This window comes from Paenibacillus sp. FSL W8-1187 (genome assembly GCF_037965485.1).
Lineage (GTDB): Bacteria > Bacillota > Bacilli > Paenibacillales > Paenibacillaceae > Paenibacillus_O > Paenibacillus_O pasadenensis.
Genome location: NZ_CP150181.1, coordinates 371,624 through 392,118 on the forward strand (window position 1 = coordinate 371,624; position 20,495 = coordinate 392,118).

21 protein-coding genes are annotated in these 20,495 nt (G+C 65.2%); all 21 read left to right on the plus strand.

What is annotated here, in order from left to right:
* Positions 1-67 precede the first annotated feature (67 nt).
* The 21 genes from NYE40_RS01740 (at position 68) to NYE40_RS01840 (ending at position 20,478) form a co-directional block, all read left to right on the plus strand.
* Entirely contained in the window at positions 68-988 is a 921-nt protein-coding gene (locus tag NYE40_RS01740; RefSeq protein WP_084137366.1) for a polyprenyl synthetase family protein, read from the plus strand.
* A gap of 321 nt (positions 989-1,309) precedes the next feature.
* Entirely contained in the window at positions 1,310-1,489 is a 180-nt protein-coding gene (comX, locus tag NYE40_RS01745; RefSeq protein ID WP_127464377.1) for a competence pheromone ComX, read from the plus strand.
* A 553-nt stretch (positions 1,490-2,042) separates the two neighbouring features.
* A complete protein-coding gene (locus NYE40_RS01750) occupies positions 2,043-3,872 on the plus strand; it encodes a sensor histidine kinase (RefSeq protein WP_180968426.1) in 1,830 nt (609 codons plus the stop codon).
* Positions 3,873-3,906: 34 nt separating this feature from the next.
* Positions 3,907-4,509: a response regulator transcription factor gene (locus NYE40_RS01755; protein ID WP_339279214.1), complete on the plus strand. Its 603-nt coding sequence runs from the start codon at positions 3,907-3,909 to the stop codon at positions 4,507-4,509.
* Between the two features lie 174 nt (positions 4,510-4,683).
* Positions 4,684-4,887 (plus strand): cold-shock protein, encoded by a 204-nt coding sequence (locus tag NYE40_RS01760; RefSeq protein ID WP_028599333.1) that lies wholly within the window; start codon positions 4,684-4,686, stop codon positions 4,885-4,887.
* 86 nt (positions 4,888-4,973) lie between these two features.
* Complete coding sequence (locus NYE40_RS01765) at positions 4,974-5,204, plus strand: cold-shock protein (RefSeq protein WP_028599334.1); 231 nt, start codon at positions 4,974-4,976, stop codon at positions 5,202-5,204.
* Between the two features lie 156 nt (positions 5,205-5,360).
* Positions 5,361-6,197 carry a formate/nitrite transporter family protein gene (locus tag NYE40_RS01770; RefSeq protein WP_339279215.1) on the plus strand — a complete coding sequence of 279 codons (837 nt, stop codon included), beginning with the start codon at positions 5,361-5,363 and terminating at the stop codon, positions 6,195-6,197.
* 168 nt (positions 6,198-6,365) lie between these two features.
* Positions 6,366-7,247, plus strand: coding sequence for a LysR family transcriptional regulator (locus tag NYE40_RS01775; protein WP_101808384.1), 882 nt, complete (start codon positions 6,366-6,368; stop codon positions 7,245-7,247).
* Positions 7,248-7,358: 111 nt separating this feature from the next.
* Positions 7,359-7,862, plus strand: a complete 504-nt coding sequence (locus tag NYE40_RS01780; RefSeq protein ID WP_339279216.1) for a GNAT family N-acetyltransferase — start codon at positions 7,359-7,361, stop codon at positions 7,860-7,862.
* Between the two features lie 28 nt (positions 7,863-7,890).
* The gene (locus NYE40_RS01785) at positions 7,891-8,796 is read left to right on the plus strand and encodes a transporter substrate-binding domain-containing protein (protein ID WP_052333337.1); all 906 of its coding nucleotides are present in this window, start codon (positions 7,891-7,893) and stop codon (positions 8,794-8,796) included.
* A gap of 38 nt (positions 8,797-8,834) precedes the next feature.
* Positions 8,835-9,620: an amino acid ABC transporter permease gene (locus NYE40_RS01790; protein ID WP_052333338.1), complete on the plus strand. Its 786-nt coding sequence runs from the start codon at positions 8,835-8,837 to the stop codon at positions 9,618-9,620.
* Positions 9,617-10,327, plus strand: a complete 711-nt coding sequence (locus tag NYE40_RS01795; protein WP_028599338.1) for an amino acid ABC transporter permease — start codon at positions 9,617-9,619, stop codon at positions 10,325-10,327. Before NYE40_RS01790 ends, NYE40_RS01795 begins: the two co-directional genes overlap by 4 nt.
* Positions 10,324-11,076, plus strand: a complete 753-nt coding sequence (locus tag NYE40_RS01800) for an amino acid ABC transporter ATP-binding protein (protein WP_028599339.1) — start codon at positions 10,324-10,326, stop codon at positions 11,074-11,076. The genes NYE40_RS01795 and NYE40_RS01800 overlap by 4 nt, the downstream gene beginning before the upstream one ends.
* A 17-nt stretch (positions 11,077-11,093) precedes the next feature.
* Entirely contained in the window at positions 11,094-12,197 is a 1,104-nt protein-coding gene (locus tag NYE40_RS01805) for an MsnO8 family LLM class oxidoreductase (protein WP_052333339.1), read from the plus strand.
* Positions 12,194-13,438, plus strand: coding sequence for an amidohydrolase (locus NYE40_RS01810; RefSeq protein ID WP_101808385.1), 1,245 nt, complete (start codon positions 12,194-12,196; stop codon positions 13,436-13,438). Before NYE40_RS01805 ends, NYE40_RS01810 begins: the two co-directional genes overlap by 4 nt.
* Positions 13,398-13,868, plus strand: a complete 471-nt coding sequence (locus NYE40_RS01815) for a DinB family protein (RefSeq protein WP_028599340.1) — start codon at positions 13,398-13,400, stop codon at positions 13,866-13,868. Before NYE40_RS01810 ends, NYE40_RS01815 begins: the two co-directional genes overlap by 41 nt.
* A gap of 26 nt (positions 13,869-13,894) precedes the next feature.
* The gene (locus tag NYE40_RS01820) at positions 13,895-15,274 is read left to right on the plus strand and encodes an LLM class flavin-dependent oxidoreductase (RefSeq protein WP_028599341.1); all 1,380 of its coding nucleotides are present in this window, start codon (positions 13,895-13,897) and stop codon (positions 15,272-15,274) included.
* Between the two features lie 236 nt (positions 15,275-15,510).
* Complete coding sequence (locus NYE40_RS01825; protein ID WP_164820115.1) at positions 15,511-17,100, plus strand: stalk domain-containing protein; 1,590 nt, start codon at positions 15,511-15,513, stop codon at positions 17,098-17,100.
* A 99-nt stretch (positions 17,101-17,199) separates the two neighbouring features.
* Positions 17,200-17,754: an ECF-type riboflavin transporter substrate-binding protein gene (locus tag NYE40_RS01830; protein ID WP_028599343.1), complete on the plus strand. Its 555-nt coding sequence runs from the start codon at positions 17,200-17,202 to the stop codon at positions 17,752-17,754.
* Positions 17,755-17,842: 88 nt separating this feature from the next.
* Entirely contained in the window at positions 17,843-19,651 is a 1,809-nt protein-coding gene (locus NYE40_RS01835) for an ABC transporter ATP-binding protein (protein ID WP_240479035.1), read from the plus strand.
* Positions 19,648-20,478 carry an energy-coupling factor transporter transmembrane component T gene (locus NYE40_RS01840; protein WP_028599345.1) on the plus strand — a complete coding sequence of 277 codons (831 nt, stop codon included), beginning with the start codon at positions 19,648-19,650 and terminating at the stop codon, positions 20,476-20,478. Before NYE40_RS01835 ends, NYE40_RS01840 begins: the two co-directional genes overlap by 4 nt.
* Positions 20,479-20,495: the final 17 nt, after the last annotated feature.

The following is a 20,495-nucleotide window of genomic DNA, read 5'->3' on the forward strand; positions in this document are numbered from 1 at the left end:
TGGGACCTCATGCACACGCCGTAGTCGCTCACACCTGGGGCATAGGGATCAGATCGGGGGGGATTTGATGGAGCAGACGATCAGACGGATGGAGCAGGCGATGAAGGAAAGCGTCGAGGCGCACTTCGTGCTGCCGCAGCTGCGCGAGATGGCGCTCGCCTGCCTGGAGCAGAAGCTGAGCGAATCGATGCTGTTCGGCAAGATGACGATGCTGCATTACCGCATGTACAAGGGCGAGGACGACGAGCGGATCTACCGGGCCGCGGCGGCGGTGGAGCTGATGATCCTGAGCCTCGACATGATTGACGACGTGCAGGACCAGGACAATCCGGCGGTCCCGTGGAGCGCGTACCGGCCGGAGATTGCGCTGAACCTGGCGCTCGGCATGCTGATGATCGCGCAGCGGCTGCTGCTCGAGAGCGGCTTCGAGCCGGAGCGGGCGCAGCAGGCCGCGCGGCTGCTCAGCATGCAGGTGCTGACCGCCGTGCACGGGCAGACGCTCGACCTGCTCAACGACATCCCCGACGAGGACGCCTATCTGGCGATGGTCAGCCAGAAATCGGCGGCGCTGCTCGTCTGCGGCTGCATGATCGGCACCGTGCTCGCCACCGGCGAGTGGAAGGAGCAGGTGCGCGGCTACGCCGAGCAGCTCGGCATCGCCGCCCAGATCAAGAACGACATCCGCGATCTGGCCAACTGGACGGACAAGAACGACTTTTTGAACCGCAAGCTTACGCTGCCGACGCTGTTCCTGCTGCAGGCCGTCACGGACGAGGACCGCTGGGTAATCGACTACTACGAGGGCCGGCTCTCGATGGAGGAGGTCCGCCACCGGCGCGAGGAGCTGGAGGCGATTCTGGAGAAGACCGGCACGATGCTCTACTCGTCGGTCCGCATGCGCACGCATTACTACCGTTTCCTGGAGCTGCTGGAGCAGCTGGAGCTGGAGGAAGGCTGGCGCGACCAGATGCTCGCTCTGGCGGAGTAAAGGGCGGACTTTCCGTGCGGGAGCCGGCTCGGCCAAGTGCGGGCGAATGCTTCGGCGCGGGGGCGAGCCAGACCGAGTCGGGCGGACTCTTCGGTGCAAGAGAGGGCAACGCCGCCGGCCGAGGGGCTGAATCCCGCCATCCGGCATATCAGCGGCTCCGCCATCCCGCAGCCCGCCATCTCCGCAAGCAGCCGCATGCGGGGCGCGCAACAACGTTTGCGGCTTTCCCCTAGCTGCTTTTCGTTTCCGACATCCTGGCGCCTTGCTATAGTGGAGTTAAGAGATGCGACGCTCTTAAAACCCAATTCGGAGGGATGTACCATGTTGAAAGAAATGATCCAATCTATCGTGAAGGAATCCGGCTCTGTGATGCGAATTCAAATGGGACAGCTTCAACTGGCAGGCCTCAGCGATGCGGAGCAAAGAGCGTTCGTAGACGTAGTGGAGCGCCGGGAGCAAGGCAAGGGAACCAGCTTGCTGCAATCGGGTATCTGGACTTAAACCATCCAAGGGTAGGTGAGTTAAGCTGTCTTTCAAGCTCAAGCCAGTCGGATTCATCCTGACAGTCTTACTGCTCGCCTTTTATCTCGTACAGACCATCGCCATTCATCCACTCCTCGGAGTAAACGTACAACGAAGCGAAGACGGCACATACACCGTCGAAAGCATCGAGCCGGAGTTCTGGGGTCATGGAAAAATTCAGGTTGGAGACCGGCTTGTTTCGACAGACGGGCAAGATCCGGACCATTTATTCAATCTTCGGACCTTTGGCTATTTGGAAATGGTATCTACAATAAATTTAGTCAGACAGACAGACGCTGGAGAGGAAAACCTGACCTTTGTCGTACCTCAAAGGCTTGTAGGAAATCAGTTGATCTTTTATCTCATTCTGCCTTCGATTGCTTTGCTCATCTTTATCTCTTTTTCATCCTTTGTCTACAAGCGAAAAAAAGAAGACCCTGCTGCCCTCCGCCTGATTTTATTTTTCCTGTGCATCGGGTTCGCTTACCTCAGCGCCATGGTTTCCGGGAGAGGGGATCTGGTCGGCAGAGTCGTGCTTACGGCTTCCTTTGCCGGAGTGCCGCTGACCTTCCTGCTCTTCCTGGACCGCTACTTGCAGCGCTTCGGCAAGCGGTTCGCCTCGAAGGCGGCTCTGCTCCTGATGCAAGCGGGCTTCATCGCGCAGCTTGCCGTTCAGGCGATCGAGATGACTGGGGCGGTACCATTCAAGTCGATCTTCCTGATGGCCTACTTCGTGCTCGGCAACGCATACATCATCTACAAGCTGGTCCGCTCGTACCTCGCTCATCGGCAGGATGACTTGAAGTCGCTGTTCAAGCTGACGCTGCTCGGCCATCTGGTCGGGTTTCTGCCGTTTCTGCTGCTGTTCGGCGTGCCGCTGCTGTTCGGCGTGCCGATCATCCCGGGGCAGGTGGCGGCGGCGTTCCTGCTTGGACTGCCGATCGTCTACCTGTACATGTTCACGACGCAGCGGCTGTTCGACATCGACTTTTTCCTGAGCCGGTTCTCGTACTACACGATCATCGCCTTCTTCCCGACGCTGCTCATCACGGGACTGGCGGTCGTGCTCACGAACCACCGCCAGCTCGCCTGGGTCGGCTGGGTGCAGCTGTTCCTCGTCGTGTACCTGCTCATCACGGCCTTCCTGTTCGGCAAGGAATTCCTCGACTACCGGCTGCGGCCGAAATGGAACAAGGACCTGAACAACTTCCAGGGCAGCCTCGACCGCTTCTCCTCGCGCATCTCGCGCGTCATGAAGCAGGCCGATCTCGAGCGGGTGCTCGAGCAGGAGGTGCGGTCCATCCTGCCTGTGCGCGAGGTCGCTTTTTTCCGGTATGAGCCGGAATCGGCGCCGCAGGCGCAAGACGCGGCCGAGACGCCCCAGGCGATCGCCGCCCGCGAGCTCGCCGCGAGCGGCCGCCGGCTCGGCGTCGGCGCCGCCGTCGTCCTGTCGACGGGCCTGGCCGTCGTCATCGGGCAGAAGCGCTCCTCCTACCAGATCCTCTGGATCGGAGACAAGACGAACCGCACCAAGTTCAATCCCGACGAGCTCGGGTGGCTCAAGACGCTGGCCAACTACAGCGCCATCGTATTCGAAAACCTGCATCTGATCGAGAATCTGATCGGAGATCTGGAGGCCGAGATGTCCAAGCGCCAAGGAACGCCCTCGTGGGTGCTGCGCATGATTTTCCAGCTGGCCGAGAGCGAGCGGCGCAAGCTGGCTTCGGATCTGCACGACACGGCGCTCCAGGACCAGCTCGTCTGGTACCGCAAGCTGGAGGCGGCGATGCTCGACCACGACATGCCGCCGGAAATGCGCGGCCAGCTGACGGACATCCGCGAGGGGCTGCTGGACGTCATCCATCAGATCCGCGAGACGTGCAACGAGCTGCGGCCGCCGCTGCTCAAGGAGATGGGGCTCGTCGAATCGCTGCGCAGCCTGTTCGAGCAGCAGCAGATCCGCGCGAACTACGCGATCGAGTTCAACGCCGGCGAGCCGCCGGAGTCGCTCGGCGACGAGGAGACGCTGACGCTGTTCCGCATCGTGCAGGAGCTGCTCGTCAACGCGAGCAAGCATGCCCGCGCGACGCTCATCCGCATCGAGCTGCGCGAGGACGAGGGCGGCGTGCGGCTGCGCTACCGGGACGACGGCGTCGGGCTGGCGCTCGAGAAGCTGCAGGATTCGTATCAGCATATGGGCCTCTCCGGCATCAAGGAAAGGGTGCGGAGCCATGCAGGCCGGATCCGGTTCCTGTCGGAGCCGGGCGAAGGACTGGAAGTCGATCTTTGGCTGCCGATCGAATCGGCGGCTCATGAAGGAGAAGATGGGATAGATGAGCGCGATTCGAATCTTGCTGGTTGACGATCACCCTTCCGTAGGCGAAGGAACCAAGACGATGATCGAACAAGACCCGGACATGAAGGTTACGGTTCTGCATTCCGCCATGGAAGCGCTGGAGATCGTCAAGGCGGAGGCCTTCGACGTCATGCTGTTCGATCTCAACATGCCGGTCATCAGCGGCCTGGAGCTGACCAAGCGCCTGATGGCGTCCAATCCGGAGCACCGGATCCTGATCTACACCGGCTACGAGATCAGTCCCAACTTCAATCTGCTGATCGAGTCCGGCGTCAGCGGCTTCGTGAGCAAGACCGCCTCGCGCGAGCAGCTGCTCACCTCGATCCGCTGCGTCCTGCGGGGCGAAGCGATCGTGCCCGTGCAGCTGCTGCGCCAGCTGCGGCGCCGCGACATCCGGCTGCCGCAGGAGCATGGCGAGCGCGTGCTGGAGGAGGTCAGCATCAACGAGCGCGAGACCGAGATCCTGCAGGAGGTCGCCAGCGGCAGCAGCAATCGCGATATCGCGAGCAAGCTGCTCATGAGCCAGCGCACGGTGGAATACAATTTGACGCGCATCTTCGAGAAGCTCGGCGTGCGCTCCCGTTCCGAGGCGATCGTCGAGGCCAAGCGGCTCGGCATCTTGTCGGCGAGCGAGTTCCGGTGAAAAGTGGAACTTTTTCCAGCGGATTCTTTGCTTTTGGGTACCGGAACGTGCTACAATAGGGGAATCGTATAGGAGACACCAGTCGCCTAGGCGAAGAGGGCCGGCGATGCTGCCCTTTTCCGAACGGCGGCTTTTTCTTTTGTTTACGTAAATCCCATCAAGGAGGAATGTTCCATGCAACAAGGTACTGTAAAATGGTTCAACGCAGAAAAAGGCTACGGCTTCATCGAGGTAGAGGGCGGCGAAGACGTATTCGTACACTTCAGCGCCATCCAATCCGAAGGCTTCCGCACGCTGGATGAAGGCCAACGCGTTGAGTTCAACGTCGTTGCCGGCAACCGCGGCCCGCAAGCCGAGAACGTCGTTAAAATCTACTAATTGCCGCGCCCTGCATCAGCAGGGCTTTTTTTCTCGAATTGCCGGCGCCAGGAGGCGGGCTACTTTGAACAGGAGGCGAAGCTCGAATGTATTACTCCCGCAAGAAACCTCAGGCGGAGCTGCCGACCGAGATCACCGAGATCTGGTCCTGCGTAAGCGAGGACTGCAATGGATGGATGCGCAAAAATTTCGCTCTGGACGAAGTGCCGACATGCTTCTTATGCCAGTCTCCGATGGAGCACGCGACCCGCGAGCTGCCGGTGCTGCATGACAACAGCGCTTCCGCGCTGAAAAAGCAGGCTTCCGGCGACGAATAAGCCAGACCCGAAGACAGCCCCGAGCGGGCTGTCTTTTTTTATGCCGCATTCGTGCATGTTTTTCCAGGCGAAAACGTGAGGACGATCACAGTCTCTCCTGCCTCCCGCCTCTACAATGGAGGCAAAGGCTAGCGCGCCACCAAAGGAGGAGCCCTCATGTACGAACAACCGCTGGAGAAGCTGGCGAGGCTGGCTGCGGACAAAAGCCGGATGCAGCGCGAGCGGCCGCTGCGTTATCTCGTGCACTGCATGCTGGCCGGAGCGTATGTCGGCCTGGGAATCGTGCTGATCTTCCTGATCGGCGCGCCGCTGCTGGCGGCGCACTCGCCGGTCGTCTCGCTCGTCATGGGCGCGTTTTTCGGCATCGCGCTCACGCTTGTCGTATTCGCCGGAGCGGAGCTGTTCACCGGCAACAACATGTATTTCACGATCGGCCGCCTCTCGGGAACGGTCACCTGGGGGGACGCGCTTCGCAACTGGGCGTTCGTGTTCGCCGGCAACCTGCTCGGCGCGCTCGTGCTGTGCGGACTCGTCGTCGGGGCCGGCGTCTTCCACGGCATCGGTCCGGATCATATCCTGTTCGCGATCGCGGCGAAAAAGATGCATCTGGGCTATGCCGAGCTGTTCTTCCGCGGCATCCTCTGCAACATGCTCGTCTGCCTGGCGCTCTGGTGCGGAGCCCGCGCCAAGTCGGAGACGGCGAAGCTCATCCTCATCTGGTGGATGCTGCTGGCCTTCATTGCAAGCGGCTACGAGCACAGCGTCGCCAACATGACGCTGCTCAGCCTGTCGCTGCTGCTGCCGCATCCCGGCACGGTCACGCTCGCCGGATGGCTGCATAACCTGATTCCCGTCACGCTCGGCAACATCGTCGGCGGCGGCCTGATCATCGGCGCGTCCTACTGGTTCATCAGCCCGGTGCGGCTCGGAGGGAGCGCTCCGCGACCAACTGGCGGCAGCGACGGGCCGAAGCGCCGCCGTCAAGTGCTCTAAAGCGGCAAGAAGCGCCCGGATCCGCATTCCATGCGGGCCGAGGCGCTTTTTTCGATTGGCCGTCCTGCTGCTGCAAACGGCCCGTTGACAGCCCGGGAGGGGTAAGCTATAGTCATACAAATTAAACCCACTATGTAGATGTGAGAAATATACTTTGGGGGGCGGCCCATGAATATCGACAATATCGAGGCATTCGTCTACGTCAACCATTACGGGAGCTTCAACAAGGCGGCCGATGCGCTATATCTTTCCCAGCCGTCCGTGACCTCACGCATCCAAACGCTGGAACGGGACCTGGACGCCAAGCTGTTCGAGCGCCAGGCCAAGGGAGTGCAGCTGACGGACACGGGCAAGACGTTCCTTCCCTACGCGCAGCAGATCCTCCAGACGTATCGCAAGGGCAAGCTTCATCTGCAGAAGAAGCCGTCCGTACCTCAGGAGCTGCGCATCGGAAGCACCGTCTCCGTCTCCACCTACATCATTCCGGAGCTTCTGCCCTTCCTCAAGGGCCTCTTCCCCGAGCTGACGTTCAAGCTGATGACGGCTACGACCGACGAGCTGGGCGCGCGGCTGCTCGAGCAGGAGATCGACATCGCGTTCGTGCGCAAGCTGACTCATCCCTCCCTCCGCTCCTATCCGCTCTACGACGATCCGATCCGGCTCTATGTCTACGACAGCCATCCGTTTGCCGCTCGCGGCCGGATCGAGCTGTCCGAGCTTGCGGGGGAGAAGCTGGTGTTCTTCGAATGCGGGTCGCTTGACTGGCTGCGGCTGCATCGGGTGTTCGAGAGCTTGGAGCAGCCGCCGGATATCGTCTGCCATGCCGATCAATCCGAGACGGCCAAAAAGCTCGTGCTTGGCCGCGCGGGCATCGCTTTCCTGCCTGGCGTCTGCATTCGGGAGGAAGCGGCGAAAGGACGGCTCGTGCCCGTCGAGATCGCGGAGACGGCCGGCATCTCCCTGCAGACGAGCCTCAGCGTGCGCAGCGGCGAATATGCCGAGCTGGTGGAAGCGATCCGGAGCTTCCAAGCCTTTTCTATGATCGAATAGAACAAGTCTATTGGCCGGGCGGCGGCAGACGGTGCTACAGTAGACACAGGGCTTAATTCATACTAATTGCATAGGAATTGTTATGAAATTAATGGCTGAGGAGGAATCAGGATGGGGGAGCTGTACCGGATCGCCGTCGAAAAGGATGCGCCGCGCCTGCAGCAGATCGTCTACGGCGCCTACGAGCAGATCCGCGAGCTGAAACTGAGCTGGCCTGCCGCCCATGCGGATGAGGAATTGATCCGAAGCAACATCCGCGAACATGAATGCTACGTGCTGGAGCTGGACGGGGAGTTGGCCGCGACGATCACGCTGTCGAAGGGCGAGGAGGTGAAGGCGATTACCGACCTGCCCTTCCTGAAATGGTTCGCGGTCGCCCCGGAGCTGCAGAGCCGCGGCGTCGGCTCCAAGCTGCTGTCTTGGGTCGAGCAGGAGGTGCTGGCGCGCCGCTTGGGCGCAGAGGCGGTCACGCTGGCGACTGCGGAGCGGCATCCGTGGCTGCTCTCGATGTACGAGCGCAAAGGCTACGAGCGGTATCGAGCGATCGACTTCGGCAACGGCGACGGGACGATGCATCTGCTGCGCAAACGGCTGCAGCCGCAGCTGCAAGACTAAGCGAACGATTGAAAAAGGGGAGATTCCGATGAACAGACGACTTTCACCATCCTGGACTTATTCGGCACGGCCGCTGCTGCTGTCCGCCGCGCTGCTCGCGGGGCTGGCGCTGGCCGGCTGCGGAGCCGGAACCAATGCCGATGCCAATGGCGGAATCGCCGATACCGGCGCTTCGAAGGCCAGTGCGGCGCCCGGAGCGGAAGGCTCGGCGCAGCCGGCGAAAAAGATCATCGTCGGCACGGGCACGCAGTTCCCTCAGGTGTGCTTCATCGACGCCAACGGCAAGCTGACCGGGTTCGACGTGGAGCTGGTGCGGGAGCTCGACAAGCGTTTGCCCGCCTACGAGTTCGAGTTTCAGACGCTGGAGTTCAAGAGCCTGCTGCTCAGCCTCGAGACGGGCAAGATCGACTTCGCCGCGCATGAGTTCGAGAAAAATCCGGAGCGGACGGAGAAGTACCTGTTCAACAAGGAGCCTTACGCCCATTGGCGCAACAAGATCGTCGTCGCCAAGGACAATAACGATCCGATCGAGTCGCTGGCCGACCTGCACGGCAAGAAGTTCCTGACCTCGCCGACGAGCGCGCAGGCGCAGATTCTGGAAAACTACAACAAGGAGCACGGCGATCCGCTGAAAATCGTCTACTCCAGCGGAGTGGCCAACGATACGGTGAATCAGATCACGAGCGGCCGCGTGGACGCGGCGCTCGCAGCCGACTTCTCGCTGTCGCTGATCGATCCCCAGGGCAAGCTGAAGCGGGTCGGCAAGGCGTTGTCGGAGGCGGACATCTTGTTTGTCTTCCGTAAGAACGAGCCCGAGTCGCAAAAGCTCGCTGACGACATTGACGCCGCGCTCAAGGAAGTGAAGGCTGACGGCACGCTGGCGAAGCTGAGCGAGCAGTGGCTCGGAGCGGACTTCACCTCCGAAGAGGACTAACAGCCCGAGCCGGCTTCGGGAACGAGGAGGACCTGCCGATGGGCGGATTGCCGTTTGACTTTGCCTATGTGATCGACTTCATCCCCAAGCTGCTCGGCACGCTCGGGCTGACGCTGCGGATCGTCGCCGGCTCCTTGCTGCTCGGCCTGCTGGCCGGCCTGCTGGCGGCGTTGCCGCGGCTGTACCGGATCCCCGTGCTGGCGCAGCTTTCGCAGCTGTACGCGTCGTTTTTCCGGGGGACGCCGATCCTCATCCAGCTGTTCCTGTTCTACTACGGGCTGCCGGAGCTGCTGAAGCTGGCGCATGTGGACGTGAGCAAGACGCCGGTGCTCGTTTTTGTCATCCTGACGTACGGGCTTCATACCGGGGCGTACGTTTCCGAGACGATCCGCGCGTCGATCCAGGCGGTCGACCGCGGGCAGGTGGAGGCCGCCTACACGGTCGGCATGACCGGCGTGCAGGCATTCCGCCGCATCGTCGCGCCGCAGGCGCTGGCGATCGCGGTGCCGGTGCTGTCCAACCTGACGCTGGCGCTGCTCAAGGACACCTCGCTCGCCTTCACGCTCGGCGTCATGGAGATGACCGGCAAGTCGCAGACGCTGGCCTCGCTCACGCAGCATTTCGCCGAAGCGTATTTGGCGCTGGCGCTCGTGTACTTCGTCGTCGCGTTCGTGCTGGAAAAGCTGATGAAGCTCGGCGAGCGCCGGCTGCTGCGGCATGAGCGGAGCGGAGATGAGCCGGGGAGCCCCCGCCGCTTCGCGGGCCTGAGGCCGTCCGTGCGGCCATCTCCGATCCAGGAGCTGAAAGGAGGGAACGCGCCATGAATCTGGACCTGGCGTTCATCGCGGAGGCGCTGCTGAAGCTGCTGCCCGCCGTGCCGACGACGCTGCTGCTGACGGCGGTGTCGGCCTTCTGCGGCCTTGCGGCAGGCAGCGTGCTGGCGCTGCTGCGATTTTTCTCGGTGCCGGTGCTGGGCCGGCTCGCCGCCGGCTGGGTGACGGTCATCCGGGGCACGCCGATGCTGACGCATCTGCTGCTGCTCTACGTCGGGCTGCCGCTGCTGATCGACAGCGTGGCCGGTCAGCTCGGCTCGTCGTGGACGTCGGCGCGCATTCCGATGATCGCGTTCGCGATGCTGTCGTTCTCGATCACGGCATCCGCGTACGGCTCGGAGGTGATCCGCTCCGGCCTGCTCGCCGTCAGCCGCGGGCAGATGGAGGCGGCGCTTTCGGTCGGCATGACCGTGCCGCAGGCGCTGCGGCGCATCGTCTTTCCGCAGGCGCTGGCGGCGAGCGTGCCGAACCTGACGAACTTCGTCATCGGCATGCTGCACGCCTCGACGCTCGCCTTTGTCGTGTCGGTCGTCGACATCAACGCGCAGGCCGAGATCGTCGCTTCGACGAACTGGAAGTACTTTGAGGCGTTCCTGGCCGCGGCGGTGCTGTTCTGGGCGATGACGCTCGTGCTGGAGCGGATCGGGGCGGTATTGGAGAAGCGCGTCAGTCGTTACCATCGGGGGGGAGTCGCATGATTCGGCTGAAGGGAATCCGCAAGTCGTTCGGACGGACGGAGGTGCTCAAGGGCATTGACCTGAGCGTGGAAAAAGGAGAGGTGCTCGCGATCCTCGGCCCGAGCGGTTCGGGCAAGACAACGCTGCTGCGCTGCCTGAACTTTTTGGAGCGGCCGTCGGAGGGCAGCATCCATATCGGCGGCTTCTCCGCCGACTGCCGCTCGATCCGCCGCCGGGACATCCACGAGCTGCGCCGCCGCACGGCGATGGTGTTCCAGCAGTACAACCTGTTCCGCCACAAGACGGCGCTCGAGAACGTGATGGAGGGGCTGGTCGTCGCCCGCCGGATGCCCCGGGAGGAAGCGCGCCGGCGCAGCGTCGAGCTGCTGGAGAAGGTCGGGCTCGGCGAGCGGCTGGACGCCTATCCGAGCCAGCTGTCGGGCGGGCAGCAGCAGCGGGTCGGCATCGCCCGGGCGCTGGCGCTCGAGCCGGAGGTCATCCTGTTCGACGAGCCGACGTCGGCGCTCGATCCCGAGCTCGTCGGCGAGGTGCTGGCGGTGCTCCGCCGCATCGCCCGCGAGGGCATCACGATGATCGTCGTCACCCACGAGATGGGCTTCGCGCAGGATGTCGCGAGCCGCGTCGTGTTCATGGACGACGGGGCCGTCGTCGAGGAGGGGCCGCCGGAGGAGCTGTTCCGCAGGCCCAAGGAGGAGCGCACGCGGCAGTTCCTGCGGCGCATCACGCCGGAGGCGACGTATTCAATCTGAAATAGGGAGGTTCCGCCATGTCTTCGTTGTCCATCAGCGTGCTTGACCAGAGTCCGATCCATCCCGGCGAGACGCCGGAGCAGGCGCTGGCCCATACCGTGCGGCTGGCGCGCCGCGCCGAGGAGCTCGGGCTGCGGCGCTTCTGGGTCGCCGAGCATCATGACAGCGAGCAGCTCGCCGGCTCGTCGCCGGAAGCGCTCATCGGCTACCTGCTGGCCCGCACGGAGCGCATCCGCATCGGCTCGGGCGGCGTCATGCTGCAGCATTACAGTCCGTACAAGGTAGCGGAGACGTTCCACGTGCTGGCGGCGCTGGCGCCGGGCCGCGTCGATCTCGGCGTCGGCCGCGCGCCCGGCGGGCTGCCCCGCAGCACGCAGGCGCTGCGGCAGGGAGCGGGCAGCGCGGGCGGGCCGCTCGAAGGCAAGCTTGAGGAGCTGAGCGGCTACCTCGGCGGCCGTCCGCTCGCCGAGCCGCATCCGCTGGCGGGCCTGCGCGCCGCGCCGGCACCGGCGCAGCCGCCGCTGCTGCATGTGCTCGGGGCGAGCGAGGAAAGCGCCCGCTCGGCCGGGAAGCTCGGCTTGCCTTATGTATTCTCGCTGTTCATCGGCGCAGACGAGGAATTGGCAATACGAGCGGCGCAGGCGTACCGCGAAAGCTTCGACGCCTCCTCCGGGCGGCAGCCGGAGCTGATCGTCGCCGTCGCGGCGGTCGCTGCCGATACGGACGCGGCGGCCGAGGCGCAGCTGACGCCGCAGAAGGTCGTCAAGACGCATCTGCAGGACGGGCGCACGGTGACGCTCGGGACGCGGGAGCAGGCCGAGGAGTTCGGCCGCCAGTCCGGCCTCGAGTACCGGATCGAGGAGAAGGAAGCGATCGTCTACGCCGGCTCCAAGGAGACGGTGGGACGCAAGCTGCGGTCGCTGCAGGCAGCGACCGGGGCGGCGGAGTTCATCGTGGTCACGAACGTGCCGGACTTCTCCGCGCGGCTGCGCTCGTTCGAGCTGCTGGCGGAGCTGGTTGCGGAGCCGGCGGCGGGGCTGGAAGCCGGGGCGGATGCAGGATTGGGGGTCGAAGCGGCAGCGGGGCTGGAAGCCGGGGCGGCCGCCGGAGAGCCGGCGTGAGCGGGACGGACCAGGAGCTGGAGGCGCGGCTCGTCGCCGTCCGGCGGGAGCTGCACCGCCATCCGGAGCTGTCCCGCGAGGAGCGGGAGACGACGCGCCGCCTGCAGGCCTGGCTGGAGGAGGCGGGCATTCGCCCGCTCGGCCGCTACGGGCTCCGCACTGGCCTGATCGCCGAGATCGGCGGGCCGGGTCCGGTCGTGGCGCTGCGCGCGGATATCGACGCGCTGCCGATCCAGGAGGAGACAGGGCTGCCGTTCGCCTCGCTGGCGCCGGGCGTCATGCATGCATGCGGGCATGACTTCCACGCGGCGGCCCTCGTCGGAGCCGCGCTTCTGTTGCAGCGCCGGGCGGGCGAGCTTCCCGGCACGGTGCGGCTGCTGTTCCAGCCGGCGGAGGAAAAGGCGAGCGGCGCCCGCGAGCTGATCGCCGCCGGCGCTCTCGACGGCGCGCGCGCCGTGTTCGGGCTGCACAACAAGCCCGACTTGCCGGTCGGCGCTGCCGGCATCAAGGCCGGCCCGCTCATGGCCGCCGCCGACGGCTTCGTCGTCGAGGTGAGGGGCCGCGCCGCGCATGCGGCCGTGCCGGAAGCGGGCCTCGATCCGATCGCGGCGGCGGCGCATGTCGTGACGGCGCTGCAGACGATCGCGAGCCGCAGCGTCGGTCCGCTGGACAGCGTCGTCGTCAGCGTGACGAAGCTCCATAGCGGCACGTCATGGAACATCATTCCCGACCTGGCGGTGCTGGAGGGCACGATCCGCACGTTCGACGAGGCGGTGCGCCGGCGCGTGCTGGAGCGCTTCGAGGCGATCGTCGTCGGCGTCGCCTCGGCGCTCGGAACGGAGGCGACGCTGCGCTGGGTGCAAGGTCCGCCGCCGGTGCTGAACGATCCGTCGCTGGCGGAGCTGGGACGCGAGGCGGCCGCGGCGGCCGGCCTGGAGCCGGTCGAGCCCTCGCCATCGCTGGCGGGCGAGGACTTCGCGTTCTACCAGCGCGAGGTCCCGGGCCTGTTCGTGTTCCTGGGGACGAACGGGCCGCAGGAGTGGCATCATCCCCGCTTCGACGTCGACGAGCGGGCGCTGCTGCCGGCGGCGCGGCTGCTGGCCGAGCTGGCCGAGCGGGCGCTGCGGCGGTTCGCGGCAGAGGGGGATGGGACGGGGACCGAAGAAAGCGGAGAGTCGAAGCATGGAGGAGGAGAAGCGCATGAGCGCGATCGATCTGCAAGCCTTTCGCCAGACGCATGAGCAGCTGGCGCAGGCCATCGAGGGACTGGACGAGCGGCAGCTGAAGGAAAAGGAGGCTCCCGGCAAGTGGAGCGTGACGGAGGTTCTGGCCCATCTGGCCGACCACAGCATCGTCGTGTCGTTCCGCATCCGCGACATCCTCGCCGATACGGAGGCCGGGCTGCCGCGCTTCGATCAGGACCGCTGGGTGTCGGGCCAGCATGGCAACGAGGAGGAGGCAGCGGAGCATCTGGCGGCGTTCGCGGCGCTGCTGCGGGCGAACGCCCGGCTGCTGGAGCGGCTGGATGCGGGGGAGCTGGCCAAGCGGGGCATTACGTTCAAAGGCGACCCGATCGACCTGCGAGGCATCGTGGACGGCTTCGTCCGGCATGTCGGCACGCATCTGGCGCAGATCGCCCGCATAAGGCGGGCCGTGGAAGCCGTGCGCTGAACGCGGAAAACAAGGGGGAATTCGAGATGGGCAAGCGCAAACAGCTGCGCCTGGGAGCGATGCTCCACGGCGTCGGCAGCAGCACGTCGCTATGGAGGCATCCTGATATCCAGGCGGATGCGAGCACGAACTTCAAGCTGTACCGGGAGTGGACGCGCAAGGCGGAGGAGGGCCGGTTCGACCTCGTGTTCGTCGCCGACGGTCTGTACATCAACGAAAAGTCGATTCCGCACTTCCTCGACCGCTTCGAGCCGATCACGATTTTGAGCGCGCTCGCCGCCGCCAGCGAGCGGATCGGCCTCGTCGGCACGCTCTCGACGTCGTACAGCGAGCCGTTCACGGTCGCCCGGCAGTTCGGCTCGCTCGACAAGATCAGCGGCGGCCGCGCCGGCTGGAACATCGTCACCTCGCCGCTCGAGGGCTCGGCGCTCAACTTCGGGCCGAAGCGGCATCCGCAGCATGACGAGCGGTACCGCATCGCCAAGGAGCATCTGGACGTCGTGCGCGGGTTGTGGGACTCGTGGGAGGACGATGCGTTTCCGCGAGACAAGGAGCGGGGCATCTACTTCGACCGCAGCCGGCTGCATGAGCTGAACCACGAGGGCGAGTTCTTCTCCGTCAAGGGGCCGCTGAACATCTCGCGCTCGCCGCAGGGGCATCCCGTGCTGTTCCAGGCGGGAGCCTCGGAGGTCGGGCGGGACTACGCGGCTCGGGAGGCGGATGCGATTTTCGCCGGCCACGATACGTTGGAGGAGGCGGCTGCTTTTTATGCGGACGTCAAAAGGCGCGCGGCCTCGTTCGGCCGGAATCCGGACGACCTGCTCGTCTTTCCGGGCATCGGGCCGATCGTCGGCTCTACGGAGGAGGAGGCCGAGCGCAAGTACCGCGAGACGGCGGAGCTCGTCTCGGCCGAGGACGCGCTGCTTTATCTGGGCCGCTTCTTCGAGCATCATGACTTCTCGCAGTACGAGCTTGACGCTCCGTTCCCGGATCTCGGGGAGCTCGGGCAGAACAGCTTCCGCAGCACGACCGACCGCATCAAGGCGACGGCCCGCGAGCAGGGACTGACGCTGCGCGAGGCGGCGCTGCAGGTGGCGACGCCGCGGACGCCGTTCATCGGCACGCCGGAGCAGGTCGCGGACCGCGTACAGGCGTGGTTTGAGGCGGACGCGGCGGATGGCTTCATGATCGGCGCGAGCGTGCCGCGGGCGTTGGAGGACTTCATCGACCATGTCGTGCCGATCCTGCAGGCGCGCGGCCTGTTCCGCCACGAGTATGAGGCGGATACGCTTCGCGGCAACCTCGGCTTGCCGGTTCCGGAAACCCGTTACGCCGCCGCCCGACGTGCGGAAGTGCGGACGAATGCGGGGGCAGCGGTGGATGCGAGGACGCCGGCGGAGGCATAGGCTGCGAAAGCGGCCGGATCAGGCGCAGGGCTGAGGAAGCAGGGCTGAGGAAGCAGGTCTGCGGAGGCGGCAGCGACGATCGGCGGGCGGATGCGCCTGCGCCGAGCGGCAGACTGGAGCGGGGCCAAGCCCCGCTTCTTTTTCGCGTATTCGCGAAAGTCGATTCCGCCGTAGACAGACGCCGGACAGCCATGATACAACCATGGGTAGATCGAACCAGACGAGGAGTCCCGTCCATGCCTAAGATGCCCCGCCTTTGCTTGCCTCCTGCCCGCAAGCTGCTGCTTGCGGGCGCCGCGGCGCTGCTGCTGGCAGCCGCATGCCCGCTCCATCCTTCGCTGCCGGCCGCTTCCGCAGCCCAGGCTCATGCCGATGGTTCGAAGCCGTCCCTCGGCTTCGAGCTCAAGATCGAGCCGATCTGGCTGTCGGGCCAGATGATGCTGCCCGCCAAAGCGTTCGCCAAAGGAGCCGGCGCCAGCCTGGTCTTCTCGAAAGGCGCCATCACGCTGAAAAAAGGGGCGATCCAGGTAAACGGAGCGGTCGGATCGCCTAAAGCGGTCGCGAACGGCCAGTCGGTCCGACTGCCCTATTCGCCGAAGCTGATCCAAGGCGCGCTCTATATTCCGGTCCTCATGGCCGCGAAGACGCTGGGAATGGATCAAAGCGCCTATGAGAAAGCGACAGGAAAGCTGACGTTTTCCTACAGCCCTTACCAGGCGATGGAATTCGAGGAACGGATGTTTCATGCGGCCAGAGATGGAGAGGCGGCCACGGTCAAGGAGATGCTGCGGCGCGGAGCCGATCCGCTGGCGCGCGGACATGGCTACGGCGACTCGACGGCTCTGGATGTGGCGATCCGCCTCGCTCGGATGGATGCGGTCGAAGCTCTGCTCGCCGCCGGGTCGACGTTCGATCCGCAGCTTGCCGCCGACTTCCTCGAGCCGTCTCAGAGAGCGGGCAAGAGCGGCCTGCTGCGGCTGCTGCTGGAGCATGGCCTGGATCCGAACACGATCGAGCCGGTGTCAGGACGCTCCCTCCTGGAAATCGCGAGCTCGGGCGGCGCTTATACCGTCGACGGCAAGGACGTCTTCTTCGAGATCGACCCGGAGCTCGTCCGGCTGCTGCTGCAGCATGGCGCCGACCCGAACGTAGGCTCGCCGCTTGCCCAAGCGGTGTTTGGCGGAAGCTTCGAAGCGACGCAGCTGCTGCTGGCGAGCGGAGCCGATCCCGAGCGCTCCGTCGGGAACCGGGGAAGCGCCGCAGGCACGGCTCGCATGCAGGGCCTGTCGAAGTGGCTCCGCCCAAGTCAAGCCAAGCCAGCGATTCCCGAGCTGTCCTTCCTGGACGACCAAGGAAACGCGCTGATTTATGGAAGCTATCTGCTCGGCCTGGACGCGCAGCCGGAGTTCCCGCTGTATTGGAACGGCCCTGCTGCATATGTGGATCGGGCGGACGGGGCTTATCGGCTGCGCAACGTCACGAGCGGTCCGGCAGCGTGGCTGCTGAGCGATCAGACGATCGCTCTTTCAGCGGGCAAGGCCGTGCCATCCCAGCTGCGGCTGCCTGCGTTCAACGTGTCGGTCTCCGTGGAAGCAGAGCGCGCCGACCTCTGGTCCGGCTACGGCGGGCTCTATGACGCGCAGGGCAGCCTGCTGCTCTCGCTGTCCGTCCACTACGGGAAGTGCCGGCTGCATCTTCCGCCGGGCCGCTATGATCTCGTCGTCTCCGGCTCGGCCGGTCCCTACAGCGGGAACGAGAGAAAGGTCGCTTCCATCGTCGTACCGGCGGACGGAAGCGCGGTTCAAGCGGTGGCGGTGACGAAATAAAGCGATATTTTCAACTGCCCGTTGTATACCCGACTATTCCGATATATAATCTGCTTACATCAACGCTACATGGGGATCATTCGGGGGAGGAATTCAATCATGGCAAGAAAAGCTTCGCCGGTGGAGCAGGTCGTCGCCATCGGCATCGGCGCGGCGCTGTTCGTCGTGCTGGGAAGGTTCGGCTCGATTCCGTCCGGCATACCGGACACGAACATCGAGACGACCTACGCCCTGCTGGCGCTGTTCGCGGTGCTGTACGGACCGCTCGCGGGCCTGCTGATCGGCCTCATCGGCCACACGATCAAGGACGCGATTTCATTCGGCCCGTGGTTCAGCTGGATCATCGCCTCGGCGGTGGTCGGCCTGATCATCGGCCTGGCGGCGCGCAAGATCGACGTGCGGGACGGGGAGTTCGGCAAAAAAGACCTGATCCGCTTCAACCTGTACCAGATCATCGCGAACGCGGCCGCCTGGTTCGTCGTAGCGCCGGTGCTGGACATCGTCATCTACGCCGAACCGGTGAACAAGGTGTTCACGCAAGGGCTCGTCGCCGGCCTGTCCAACATCGTGACGGTCGCGGTCCTCGGCTCGCTGCTGCTGGCGGCCTACGCCAAGACCCGCACCAAAAAAGGCAGCCTGACGCGCGAGCTGTAATTGCCCTGCAGGCACGAGATCAATCGAGACAAGCTTGGGGCCGGCGCGCTGCGCCGGCTCCGCTGCTTTTTCAGAGGAGGACATCATCATGAACGAACGCATGGACGAGACGGCTCCGCATGCGGGCGGCATCGGCCTGGCCGCGCCGCCGGCAGCGGCGGGCCGCGCTGCCGGAGCCCGCGCCGACAACGGGCCGCCGGTCATCGAGCTGGACGGCTTCGGCTTCCAGTACCGCAGCCAGCAGGAGCCGACGCTGCATGACATCACCCTGACGATCGCCGCCGGCGAGAAGGTGCTCATCGTCGGTCCGTCCGGCTCGGGCAAAAGCACGCTCGCCCACTGCCTGAACGGCCTCGCGCCGCATGTGCATTCCGGCGAGATGACGGGCCGGGCGCGCGTCTGCGGCCGGGAGCTGGCCGGACTCGGCATCCTCGAGCTGTCGAGGCTGATCGGCACGGTGCTGCAGGATTCCGACGGGCAGTTCGTCGGCATGACGGTCGGCGAGGACATCGCCTTCGAGCTGGAAAACCGCGCCGTGCCGCAGACGGAGATGCGGGAGCGCGTGGAGCGGGCCGCGCGCGCCGTCGGCATGGAGGCGCATCTGGGCGCTTCGCCGCAGACGCTGTCGGGCGGCCAGAAGCAGCGCGTCTCGATGGCGGGCGTGCTCGTCAGCGACACGCCGGTGCTGCTGTTCGACGAGCCGCTGGCCAGCCTCGATCCCGAGGCCGGACGGCAGGCGGTGGAGCGGATCGACGCCATCCACCGCGAGACGGGCAAGACGATCGTCATCGTCGAGCATCGGCTGGAGGAGGTGCTCCATCGCCCGGTCGACCGCATCGTCGTTTTCGCCGACGGCCGGATCGTGGCCGACCTGCCGCCGGCGGAGCTGCTCAGCTCGCCGCTGCTGGCCGAGACGGGCTTGCGCGAGCCGCTGTATGTGACCGCGCTGCGGCATGCGGGCTGCGCGATCTCGCCGGAGCTGCATCCGGAGAGCCTCGAGCGGCTGGAGCTCGCCAGCATCCGCGAGCCGCTGCGCGACTGGCATGAGGCGGCGCCGTCCGACCCGCCTCCGCCTCGCCGCTCGCCCGTGCTGGAGCTGGAGGACGTGCAGTTCGCCTATGACGACGAGGGACCGGCGGTGCTGAGCGGGCTGTCGCTGCAGCTCGGCGAGGGCGAGCTGCTGGCCGTCGCGGGGCATAACGGAGCGGGCAAGTCGACGCTGGCGCGGCTCATCTGCGGCTTTTACCGGCCGACGTCCGGGCGCATCCTCCACCGGGGGCGCGACCTGGCGGGCGACACGATCAAGGAACGCTCGGAGCGGATCGGATTCGTCATGCAGAACCCGAACCACATGCTGTCCAAGACGCTGCTCTACGACGAGGTCGCGCTCGGCCTGCGGCTGCGCGGCGTGCCCGAGGACGAGGCGCGGGAGCGGGTGCTGGAGACGCTGCGCATCTGCGGCCTCCATCCCTTCCGCAGCTGGCCGGTCTCGGCGCTCAGCTACGGCCAGAAGAAGCGGGTGACGATCGCCTCCATCCTCGTGCTGGATCCCGACATCCTGCTGCTGGACGAGCCGACGGCCGGGCAGGACTACCGCCATTACAACGAGATGATGGAGTTCGTGCTGCAGCTCAAGGAACGGGGGAAAAGCATCCTCGTCATCACGCATGACATGCATCTGATGATGGAGTACGCCGAGCGCACCGTCGTCATCGGAGACGGCCGGGTGCTGGCGGACGCGCCTCCCGCGACGATCCTGACTGATGCGGAGCTCGTGCGCCGGGCGAGCCTGCGCGAGACGTCGCTGCAGCGGCTCGCCGAGCGCGCGGGCATCGGGGCGCCGGCGGAATTCGTCGGGCGGTTCATCCGCCGCGACCGGGAGGGGAGAGGACGATGAAGGCCAAGCTGATCGCCTATACGGGACAAGACTCGCCGATCCACCGGCTGACGGGCGCGGCCAAGCTGGTCGTTTTCGCCGTCTGGTCCGTCACCGCCATGATCACCTACGACACCCGGGTGCTGCTCGTGCTGCTCGCGCTCGGCCTGATCGCCTTCCGCGTCTCGCGCGTCCGCTTCCGGGACTTCTCGTTCGTGCTTGCGCTCATCCTCGTCTTCTTCCTGATGAACCATGTCGCGATCTTCCTGTTCTCGCCGCTGGAGGGCGTCCGCATCTACGGGACCCGGCACGACCTGCTGCACCTGGTCGGCCGCTGGTGGGTGACGGAGGAGCAGCTGTTCTACCAGCTCAACGTGGCGCTCAAGTACCTGGCCGTCATCCCGATGGCGCTGCTGTTCATCCTGACGACCGATCCCGGCGAGTTCGCCTCGTCGCTGAACCGGGTCGGCGTCAGCTACCGGATCGCCTGCTCGGTGTCGATCGCGATGCGCTACATCCCCGACATCCAGCGCGATTTCCAGAACATCCGCTTCGCGGCGCAGGCGCGCGGCCTCGACATCTCCCGCAAGGAGAAGCTGGTCAAACGAGTGCGCCATATGGTCGGCATCCTGCTGCCGCTCATCCTGACGAGCGTGCAGCGGATCGAGACGGTCAGCGCCGCGATGGAGCTGCGCGGCTTCGGCCAAGGGCCGAAGCGCACCTGGTACAGCGCGCGGCCGCTGCGCGCCGCCGATATCGCGGCGATCGCCTTCGTCGTCCTGCTCGCGGCGGCGTCGTTCTGGCTGACGTTCGAGGACGGCTCGCGCTTTTATAATCCGTTTGCGTAGCGCCGCCGCCGCCGTTT

Coding starts and splice junctions, on each gene's coding strand:
- NYE40_RS01785 (WP_052333337.1), top strand. CDS start 7,891: ATGAACAGACGACTTTCACCATCCTGGACTTATTCGGCACGGCCGCTG.
- NYE40_RS01830 (WP_028599343.1), top strand. CDS start 17,200: ATGGCAAGAAAAGCTTCGCCGGTGGAGCAGGTCGTCGCCATCGGCATC.
- NYE40_RS01795 (WP_028599338.1), top strand. CDS start 9,617: ATGAATCTGGACCTGGCGTTCATCGCGGAGGCGCTGCTGAAGCTGCTG.
- NYE40_RS01815 (WP_028599340.1), top strand. CDS start 13,398: ATGAGCGCGATCGATCTGCAAGCCTTTCGCCAGACGCATGAGCAGCTG.
- NYE40_RS01840 (WP_028599345.1), top strand. CDS start 19,648: ATGAAGGCCAAGCTGATCGCCTATACGGGACAAGACTCGCCGATCCAC.
- NYE40_RS01790 (WP_052333338.1), top strand. CDS start 8,835: ATGGGCGGATTGCCGTTTGACTTTGCCTATGTGATCGACTTCATCCCC.
- NYE40_RS01740 (WP_084137366.1), top strand. CDS start 68: ATGGAGCAGACGATCAGACGGATGGAGCAGGCGATGAAGGAAAGCGTC.
- NYE40_RS01805 (WP_052333339.1), top strand. CDS start 11,094: ATGTCTTCGTTGTCCATCAGCGTGCTTGACCAGAGTCCGATCCATCCC.
- NYE40_RS01800 (WP_028599339.1), top strand. CDS start 10,324: ATGATTCGGCTGAAGGGAATCCGCAAGTCGTTCGGACGGACGGAGGTG.
- NYE40_RS01765 (WP_028599334.1), top strand. CDS start 4,974: ATGTATTACTCCCGCAAGAAACCTCAGGCGGAGCTGCCGACCGAGATC.
- NYE40_RS01770 (WP_339279215.1), top strand. CDS start 5,361: ATGTACGAACAACCGCTGGAGAAGCTGGCGAGGCTGGCTGCGGACAAA.
- comX (WP_127464377.1), top strand. CDS start 1,310: ATGTTGAAAGAAATGATCCAATCTATCGTGAAGGAATCCGGCTCTGTG.
- NYE40_RS01820 (WP_028599341.1), top strand. CDS start 13,895: ATGGGCAAGCGCAAACAGCTGCGCCTGGGAGCGATGCTCCACGGCGTC.
- NYE40_RS01835 (WP_240479035.1), top strand. CDS start 17,843: ATGAACGAACGCATGGACGAGACGGCTCCGCATGCGGGCGGCATCGGC.
- NYE40_RS01775 (WP_101808384.1), top strand. CDS start 6,366: ATGAATATCGACAATATCGAGGCATTCGTCTACGTCAACCATTACGGG.
- NYE40_RS01825 (WP_164820115.1), top strand. CDS start 15,511: ATGCCTAAGATGCCCCGCCTTTGCTTGCCTCCTGCCCGCAAGCTGCTG.
- NYE40_RS01780 (WP_339279216.1), top strand. CDS start 7,359: ATGGGGGAGCTGTACCGGATCGCCGTCGAAAAGGATGCGCCGCGCCTG.
- NYE40_RS01760 (WP_028599333.1), top strand. CDS start 4,684: ATGCAACAAGGTACTGTAAAATGGTTCAACGCAGAAAAAGGCTACGGC.
- NYE40_RS01755 (WP_339279214.1), top strand. CDS start 3,907: ATGATCGAACAAGACCCGGACATGAAGGTTACGGTTCTGCATTCCGCC.